Below are 8797 nucleotides of genomic sequence, written 5' to 3' on the forward strand. Positions count from 1 at the left end.
TGATGCGCGAGGTGTCAAGACCCGCACCGGGTTCGGTGACGCCGAAGCACACGTGCAGATCGCCGTTGACGATTCGCGGGAGGGTCCTGGCCTTCAACTCCTCGGAGCCGTGCTTGACGACGGGCTGCATACCGAAGATCGTCAGGTGAATGGCGCTGGCGCCGTTCATGGCCGCACCCGACCGCGCCACCTCCTCAAGCAGCAGCGTCGCCTCGGTGATGCCCAATCCGTGGCCGCCGTACTCCTCGGGAATCGTCATCCCGAGCCAGCCGCCGTGGGCGATCGCGTCGTAGAACTCCTGCGGGAACTCGTGCGCGAGGTCTTTTTCCATCCAGTACTGGTCGTCGAACTTCGACGCCAGCTCAGCGACCGACGTGCGGATCAGCTGCTGATCATCGGTCAGCTCAAAGCTCATCCCACCGCCGGCCACTGCGAAATCTCCTTTGATCAGTTCATGCACCGGCTTCGGGTGGTGCGTCAGTCCTTGTTGCCGGTGAGGTTTTTCGCGCTGGCCGCGAAGTCGGCGAAGCTGGCGCCACCGTGCTCGTGCTTCGACAGCGCCCGGATCGAAACATCATGCCCCTCAGCAGATTTACGCAGCGCGCCTACCGTGGCCTGCGCCGGCGTGATGTGACTGAACGGGTCGAAGGAGTACCAGCGCATCGCGTTCTCATACGACATCTTCTTGATCTCGTCATCCGGCACGCTGTTCTCCGACAGCACCTCCCACAATTCTTCCGGCGCACCCGGCCACATCGAGTCGCTGTGCGGGTAGTCGGCCTCCCAGCAGATGTTGTCGATGCCGATCATGTTGCGCAGCTTGACACCGACCTTGTCGCTGATGAAGCAGGTCAGGAAGTGCTCGCGGAAGACTTCGCTGGGAACCTTGCCGCCGAAGTTCTGCTTCGTCCACGTCGAGTGCATCTCGAAGGTCCGGTCGGCCCGCTCCAGGAAGTACGGAATCCACCCGGTGCCACCTTCGGACAAGGCGATCTTCAAGTCCGGGTAATCCTTGATCGGCTGGGACCACAACAGGTCCGCGGCGGCCTGCACGATGTTCATCGGCTGCAGCGTGATCATCACGTCCATCGGCGCATCGGGTGCGGTGATCGCGAGACGGCCCGACGATCCGATGTGCACGTTCATCACGGTGTCGGTGTCGCACAACGCTTCCCACAGCGGCGTCCAATAGTCGTTGTGGAAGCTGGGATAGCCCATCGCCGCGGGATTCTCGGTGAAGGTCAGCGCGTGCACACCCTTCTTGGACACCCGTCGGACCTCTTTGGCACATTCCTCGGCATCCCAGATCACCGGGATCGCCATCGGGATGAAGCGTGCCGGATACGCCCCGCACCACTCTTCGATATGCCAGTCGTTGTAGGCCTGCACCAGCGCGATCGAGAAGTCGTGGTCTTCGGTGGCGAACAGCCGCGCCGCGAAACCCGGGAATGACGGGAAGCAGATCGAGGCCAGTATGCCGCCGGCGTTCATGTCTTTGACCCGCTCGTCGACGTTGTAACAGCCCGGACGGATTTCGTCGAGGCCCTGCGGCTCCAGGCCGTACTCCTCCTTCGGGCGGCCGGCGACCGCGTTGAGCGCCACATTCGGAATGATCGTGTCGCGGAACTGCCAAGTGTCCGAGCCGTCCTCGTTGTGCACCAGGCGTGGGGCGTCGTCGACGTATTTCTTCGGCAGGTGGTTCTTGAACATGTCCGGTGGCTCGACGGTGTGGTCGTCGACGCTGATCAAAATCATGTCGTCTTTGTTCACTGCCCGATCCTCTCCGTGGGGGCGTTCGAGGCCCACCTGGTCCTTGGCTCGCGGTTCTCTCGTGATTGTCGCGAACCGGTGGTCGGCCCATGCACGAATCGCTACCGCCGCTGACTTCTGCCGTCGTATGGAAACTAGCTTCTCAAATCGCGAGAATCAACATCTTGATGTTACCCCTGCAGCGGTCAGACATGCATCGAGACCCTGCTCCCGGTCGCCCGGATGGCCAAGGTCACTGCAGGTGAGGTCCCCAAGATTGACCAATCCAGGAGTTCGTGGAAACCTATTGATCAAATATGAGAATATGATTCTCCTACCTGAGGAGCCCGCATGCGCCTGCCCCCGCTACCGGCGGACCAGTGGGACGACGCTGCCCGCCACGCCGTGTCGGTGATGCTTCCCGAGGAGCGGCGCAACCCGGCCGACGCCGGCAACGTGCTGTCCACCCTGGTCCGTCATCCGAAACTGACTCGCGCCTATCTCAAATTCAGCACCTACCTGCTGTACGGGTCGACACTGCCACCGCGGATCCGCGAGCAGGTGATCCTGCGCGTCGCACACCGCCGCGACTGCGCCTACGAGTGGTCACACCACGTCGAGATGGGTAAAGAACACGGGCTGACCGCGGCCGACATCGAGACCGCGCAGACGGGCCAGTCCAGCGATGCGTTCGATAGCGCCTTGATGCGTGCCGTCGACGAACTCGACGAGAAGACCACCCTCTCCGATCAGACCTGGGCGGTCCTCGGCGAACGGCTCGACGAACAGCAGCGGATGGACCTGGTCTTCACGGTCGGCAACTACATCGCACTTGCCATGGCACTGAACACTTTTGGCGTCGAGGTCGAAAGCGGCCGCGACGGCGGAACACAAGAGAGGTAAGGACGTTGGCACACTTCCCCAAGCCCGAAGCGGGTAGTTGGACCGAGAACTATCCGGAACTGGGTACCGCCCCGGTGGATTACACCGACTCGATCGACCCGGCGTTCTTCGAGGCCGAGCGCGAGGCAGTCTTCAAGAAGCAGTGGCTCAATGTCGGCCGCGTCGACCGGCTCCCTCGCACCGGCAGCTATTTCACCAAGGAGATGCCGTCGGCGGGCAAAGGTATGTCCCTCATCATCGTCAAGACCAAGGACGGCTCGGTCAAGGCGTACCACAATGTCTGCCGGCACCGCGGAAACAAGTTGGTGTGGAACGACTTCCCGAATCTGGAGACCTCCGGCACCTGCCGCCAGTTCACCTGCAAGTACCACGCATGGCGCTACAGCCTGGACGGTGACCTGACCTTCGTGCAGCAGGAGGAGGAGTTCTTCGGCCTCGACAAGGGCAACTACGGCCTGGCGCCAGTGCGCTGCGAGGTGTGGGAAGGCTTCATCTTCATCAACTTCGACTCGGGCGCCGCGCCGCTGGTCGACTATCTGGGCCCGCTGGCCAAGAGCATCGAGGGCTACCCCTTCGGCGAGATGACCGAGACCTATTCCTACCGAGCCGAAGTCGGCAGCAACTGGAAGCTGTTCATCGACGCGTTCGTCGAGTTCTACCACGCGCCGATCCTGCATCAGGGTCAGTACACCAAAGAGGAAGCCGCCAAGATCCAGAAGTTCGGCTATGAAGCGCTGCACTACGAATTGGCCGGTCCGCACAACTTGCAGTCAACCTGGGGGGGACAGGCACCGCCCCCGGATATGTCCATGGTCAAACCGATGGACCAGGTGCTGCGCAGCGGATTATTCGGGCCTTGGGACAAGCCGGAGATCATCGAAAACCTGGAGCTACCAGCGGGTGTCAACGTGAAGCGGGTGCCGCAGTGGGGCATCGATTCGTGGCTGTTCTATCCGAATTTCATGCTGCTGATCTGGGAACCTGGGTGGTTTTTGACCTACCACTACTGGCCGACCGCGGTGGACAAACACATCTTCGAGTCCACGCTGTATTTCGTTCCGCCGCGTAATGCGCGGGAACGGCTGGCCCAGGAGTTGGCCGCGGTGACGTTCAAGGAATACGCGTTACAGGACGCCAACACCCTGGAAGCGACCCAGACGATGATCGCCACCCGGGCGGTCAAGGAGTTCCTGCTCTGCGACCAGGAAATCTTGATCCGGCACCTGCACAAGACCACGGGCGACTACGTCGCCAAATGGGAGAAGGAGTGCCAGAACAATGCCGCTACCGTCTGAATTCGTCTCTCTAGAGCCATATCTCGACTGGGATCTGGCCACCGAGCCGCAACGGTATGCCAAGCGGTTGTCCTCCACGATGGCCGAGATGCAGACCTTCTACGACGTGGCTTTTCCCAAGCTCAACGATGTCATCGAGTACTGCGATAAGTTCCCCTTGGACGATCTTCCCGAGGACGCGAGGACGCTGATGCACATCATGCAGTCGCTGGTCATGGTGTCGTTCCCGATCGAGGCGTGGAAGCAGCCACGAGTTCCCGACAGCGGGGCGGCCTGGGTCGAAGTGCTTCGGGAGCCGGTGATCTAACCGGTGCTCACACTCAAGGCTGCCGGCCTGCTCGACGTCGACGCCGGCGAGATCATCTCGCCCGGCATCCTGCGCGTCGAGGGAGACCGGATCGTCGGTGTCGGCGGCGCCCCCGAAGGTGAGATCATCGACCTGGGCGACTCGATCCTGTTGCCGGGGCTGATGGACATGGAAGTCAACCTGTTGATGGGTGGGCGGGGCGAGACGCCCGGCCTGTCCCAGGTGCAGGACGACCCTCCGACCCGCGTGCTGCGCGCCGTCGGCAATGCCCGTCGCACCTTACGAGCCGGGTTCACCACCGTGCGCAACCTCGGATTGTTCGTCAAGACCGGGGGTTACCTGCTCGACGTCGCGCTCGGCAAGGCCATCGACGCGGGATGGATCGACGGGCCCCGAATCGTCCCGGCCGGCCACGCGATCACGCCCACCGGCGGGCACCTGGACCCGACGATGTTCGCTGCGTTCATGCCCGGCGCACTCGAGCTCACCGTCGAGGAGGGCATCGCCAACGGGGTCGACGAGGTCCGCAAGGCGGTGCGCTACCAGATCAAGCATGGCGCGCAGTTGATCAAGGTATGTGTTTCCGGCGGCGTTATGTCGTTGACTGGCGAGGCTGGGGCGCAACACTATTCAGACGAAGAACTGCGAGCGATCGTCGACGAGGCACACCGGCGCGGCCTGCGCGTTGCCGCCCATACCCACGGCGCGGAAGCGGTCAAACACGCGGTCGCGTGCGGTATCGACTGCATCGAGCACGGGTTCCTGATGGACGACGAGGCCATCCAGATGCTGGTCGACAACGGTCGGTTTCTGGTGACCACCCGCAGGCTCGCCCAGGCGATGGATGTGTCTCACGCCCCGAAGGTATTGCAAGACAAGGCGGCCGAGATGTTCCCCAAGGCGGAAACGTCGATCAAGGCCGCCTACGAAGCCGGCGTGAAGATCGCGGTTGGTACGGATGCGCCGGCTATTCCACATGGCAAGAACGCCGATGAGCTCGTCACGCTGGTCGAGTGGGGCATGCCGCCGCTGGCGGTGCTGCGGGCCGCCACGACAGTCGCGGCCGAGTTGATCAACGTCACCGACCGGGGCCGGCTGGCCGAGGGTCAGCTTGCCGACATCATCGCCGTGCCGGGAGATCCGTTGGCCGACATCGGCGTAACCCAGCAGGTGAACTTTGTGATGAAAGGCGGGAAGGTCTATGTCGGACCGAATTGAGGACCTCGTCGACATCCAGCAACTGCTGGCCCGCTACGCGGTGACCATTACGCAGGAAGACATCGACGGCTTGGTCGCGGTCTTCACCCCGGACGGTACGTACAGCGCGTTCGGCGAAACCTATTCGCTGGACCGGTTTCCGGTTCTGGTGGACGCCGCACCCAAGGGTCTGTTCATGACGGCGACCCCGGTGATCGACTTGAACGGCGATACCGCGACCGGTACCCAGCCGCTGTGCTTCATCGACCACGCCACGCACGACATGCGAATCGGTTACTACAAGGACAGCTACGTTCGAACTGACGACGGGTGGCGGCTGAAAACCCGTGCCATGACCTTCATCCGGCGCAGCGGCGCACACGACTCCGGCCGTCCGCATGCGGTAGGACGCCCGCGCCCGACGACGATGCCGGCCGAGGCCGGCGGAGGAGTCGGGCCGTCGGCCCAAGCATGAAAGTCGAGCAGTTCCGGACGGATCTTCGGGCCTGGCTCGACGAGCACGACCTGACGCCGGGGCCAGACCACTCGCTGGACGGCCATATGCGGCAATACGCCCGGGTGATCCGGGCACTGTATGACGCCGACTGGATGCGGTACGGCTGGCCGGAAGACGTCGGCGGGCTGGGCGGTCCCGCGATGCTCCGCGCGGTCGTCGGCGAAGAAGTAGTAGGCCGCCGCCTCGCCGAACCGGGCCCCTACTCGATGCTCGAAGTGCTCACGCCCACGTTGATCGACTACGCGCCGGCCGGACTGGCCGCGGAGATGGTGCCGCGGCTGCTGCGGGGCGAAGAGCAATGGTGCCAAGGCTTTTCCGAGCCCGGCTCCGGGAGCGACCTGGCCTCGCTGACCACCCGCGCCGTGCCGGACGGGGACAACTGGGTCATCAACGGTCAGAAGGTCTGGACCAGCTACGCGCAATTCTCCACCCGCTGCATCCTGCTCACCCGGACCGCACCCGGCCATGACGGCATCACCGCGTTCTTCGTCGACCTGGACACGCCCGGCATCACCGTGCGTCCGCTGCGCACGATGCATGGGGTTGACGAGTTCTGCGAGGTCTACTACGACGACGTGGTGGTGCCTGCCGACCGCATGCTCGGTGAGCCCGGCGACGGCTGGCGGTTGGCGATGGACCTGTTGCCCTATGAGCGCTCCACCTGCTTCTGGCAGCGGATTGCCTACCTCTACTCACGATTCGACGCGCTGATCGCCGAAGCGAACGACCCCGACGAGTACGAGCTCGGAGCAGCGTATCTCGCGCTCCACACGTTGCGCTGCCGGTCTCGGGCCACCCAGCACCGAATGGCCGATGGCGAGCCGTTGGGCCCGCAGACGTCGATCGACAAGGTACTACTGGCCGGTGCCGAGCAGCGGCTCTACGACTCCGCGCGTGATCTGCTGCCGGGCGTGATCGAACTGGGCGACGGCCCCTGGCGGTCCGAATTCCTCTATTCCCGCGCCGCGACCATTTACGGCGGTACCGCCGAGATCCAGCGCAACATCATCGCGCGCCGGCTGCTGGATCTGGGCCCGGAGTGACCGTGGACAAAGGGTCTCTGCAGCTAGTGGAAGACGGCCTGCGCAAGGCGATGACGGCGGCGTCGGGTCAGCAGCTCGACGCCGCGCTGGCCGAGCTGGGTTGGTTCGAGATGATCAACGAAATGCCGGAAACAGCAATACCTTTGGTGTTCCGGCTGCTCGGCGAAACCGGCGCGCACGCTCCGGTCCTCAACGACGTCGTGCTGCGCGCGGCGGGCCGAGAGGGCGGCGGCACGGTGCCGATGCGGTACACGGGCGACTCCTGGGTGGTCTGGGCGCGGAGCGGCGAGCCGAGTTCGGTGCTCGGCGACGATCTACCGATACACCTTGTGCCCGAGGGTGATTCGGCACCGGTCGGCGCGGGACGGCACGCGCTGGGCTGGTGGCTGGTCGGCGCGGGCCGCGCGATGCTGACACTGGCACGTCAGCATGCCCTGGACCGCAAGCAGTTTGGCCGGCAAATTGCCTCGTTCCAGGCGATCCGGCACCGACTGGCCGAGACGCTGGTCGCCCTCGAAGGTGCGGAGGCCACCCTGGTGGCCGCCGCGGCCGAACCCGACGACCTCAGCTTTCTACTCGCAAAAGCGGCAGCGGGCCGTGCGGCGTTCACCGCCGCCCGGCACTGTCAGCAGGTGCTGGGCGGTATCGGGTTCACCGCGGAGCACGACCTTCAGCGCCACATCAAACGCGTGCTGGTGCTGGACGGCCTGCTCGGGAGCTCTCGCGAACTGACCCGCGAGGCCGGAGCAACATTGCGCGAGAAAGGGTTTGCGCCGCGACTGGCGCAGCTCTAGCGGTCGGGCTCATTCCCGACGATCGGCGGCAGATCCGATGAATGCGTTCCTTCACAATTGGCATTCCGCTTCCCCGAGGAGCGTGCGAGAATATAGTTCTCACCAACAGAAAGTTACAATCTCAGACACGTAGTCCCGCACGGGAGAGAGCACATCGATGACACGGCGTTCTCCGGTACAGTCAAACCATGTTCTCCCCTCGCGGCAATCATCCGAGCCGCCCGTGACCAGCCCCAGCGAAGAGCCGGCCTGGAAGCAGCGCGCCGTCGAGCGATCGATCAAGACGGCGAAGCTGCGGGCGGCGCAGCGCGTTCAACGTTTTCTCGATGCCGCGCAGGCCATCATTATCGAGAAAGGCAGTACGGATTTTACCGTGCAGGAGGTCGTCGACCGCTCCCGGCAGTCGCTCCGAAGCTTTTACCTGCAGTTCGACGGCAAGCACGAGCTGCTCCTCGCGCTCTTCGAAGACGCACTGAGCCGGTCGTCCGATCAGATCCGGGCCGCGACCGCCAACCACACCGATCCAATCAAGCGACTGAAAGTCGCGGTCGAGCTGCTGTTTGAGGCTTCCCGCCCAGACCCGGCCGCCAAGCGTCCACTGTTCACCGACTTTGCTCCGCGGCTGCTGGTCTCACATCCCGATGAAGTCAAAGTGGCTCACGCGCCGCTGGTCACTTTGCTCACCGAGCTGATGGAAGCCGCCGGCGAAGCCGGTGAATTGCGTTCGGGCGTCAACCCGAAGCGGATGGCCGCGATGACCATGCAGACTGTCATGTTCATTGCGCAGTCCAGCGGCGGTGCCGACGACGCGTCCGTGCACCCGATCACCGCCGACGAGGTCTGGGACTTCTGCTCGCGAGGATTCGTCGGGACATAGCCCGCCCACCACGCGTCGGCGGCATCGGGGAGTTCGAGGCGGCGCGTAGTCGCCGCGTGGCACCCACACACGGCGCTGCTGCGCTGGTCACTGCAGGACGAATCGGCCGGCCAAT

Annotated in this window: 10 protein-coding genes; 8 read left to right on the forward strand and 2 right to left on the reverse strand. The window is 64.0% G+C overall.

All coding sequences use genetic code 11. The features are described 5' to 3' along the window. Window positions 1-415, reverse strand: a 415-nt coding sequence (locus AC2VOG_RS07060; protein ID WP_486939210.1) for an acyl-CoA dehydrogenase family protein, incomplete at its 3' end; no start/stop codon positions are given. Window positions 416-477: 62 nt separating this feature from the next. Further along, the gene (locus AC2VOG_RS07065) at window positions 478-1770 is read right to left on the reverse strand and encodes an amidohydrolase family protein (protein WP_486939202.1); all 1293 of its coding nucleotides are present in this window, start codon (window positions 1768-1770) and stop codon (window positions 478-480) included. Between the two features lie 330 nt (window positions 1771-2100). Here AC2VOG_RS07065 and AC2VOG_RS07070 point away from each other — a divergent pair, with 330 nt between their 5' ends. The 8 genes from AC2VOG_RS07070 to AC2VOG_RS07105 all read left to right on the forward strand — a co-directional run bounded on the left by AC2VOG_RS07070 (window position 2101) and on the right by AC2VOG_RS07105 (window position 8682). Beyond that, window positions 2101-2652 carry a carboxymuconolactone decarboxylase family protein gene (locus tag AC2VOG_RS07070; RefSeq protein WP_486939203.1) on the forward strand — a complete coding sequence of 184 codons (552 nt, stop codon included), beginning with the start codon at window positions 2101-2103 and terminating at the stop codon, window positions 2650-2652. A 5-nt stretch (window positions 2653-2657) separates the two neighbouring features. After that, complete coding sequence (locus AC2VOG_RS07075) at window positions 2658-3947, forward strand: aromatic ring-hydroxylating oxygenase subunit alpha (RefSeq protein ID WP_486939204.1); 1290 nt, start codon at window positions 2658-2660, stop codon at window positions 3945-3947. Continuing rightward, window positions 3931-4254, forward strand: coding sequence for a hypothetical protein (locus AC2VOG_RS07080; RefSeq protein WP_486939205.1), 324 nt, complete (start codon window positions 3931-3933; stop codon window positions 4252-4254). The genes AC2VOG_RS07075 and AC2VOG_RS07080 overlap by 17 nt, the downstream gene beginning before the upstream one ends. Before the next feature lie 3 nt (window positions 4255-4257). Continuing rightward, window positions 4258-5472 carry a metal-dependent hydrolase family protein gene (locus AC2VOG_RS07085; protein ID WP_486939206.1) on the forward strand — a complete coding sequence of 405 codons (1215 nt, stop codon included), beginning with the start codon at window positions 4258-4260 and terminating at the stop codon, window positions 5470-5472. Next, complete coding sequence (locus tag AC2VOG_RS07090) at window positions 5456-5926, forward strand: nuclear transport factor 2 family protein (protein ID WP_486939207.1); 471 nt, start codon at window positions 5456-5458, stop codon at window positions 5924-5926. The genes AC2VOG_RS07085 and AC2VOG_RS07090 overlap by 17 nt, the downstream gene beginning before the upstream one ends. Next, window positions 5923-7011 carry an acyl-CoA dehydrogenase family protein gene (locus tag AC2VOG_RS07095; protein WP_486939208.1) on the forward strand — a complete coding sequence of 363 codons (1089 nt, stop codon included), beginning with the start codon at window positions 5923-5925 and terminating at the stop codon, window positions 7009-7011. The genes AC2VOG_RS07090 and AC2VOG_RS07095 overlap by 4 nt, the downstream gene beginning before the upstream one ends. A 50-nt stretch (window positions 7012-7061) precedes the next feature. Then, window positions 7062-7805, forward strand: coding sequence for an acyl-CoA dehydrogenase family protein (locus AC2VOG_RS07100; protein ID WP_486939211.1), 744 nt, complete (start codon window positions 7062-7064; stop codon window positions 7803-7805). Window positions 7806-8028: 223 nt separating this feature from the next. Next, window positions 8029-8682, forward strand: coding sequence for a TetR/AcrR family transcriptional regulator (locus tag AC2VOG_RS07105; RefSeq protein WP_486939209.1), 654 nt, complete (start codon window positions 8029-8031; stop codon window positions 8680-8682). Window positions 8683-8797: the final 115 nt, after the last annotated feature.

Source organism: Mycobacterium sp. TH-M11 (genome assembly GCF_057473725.1).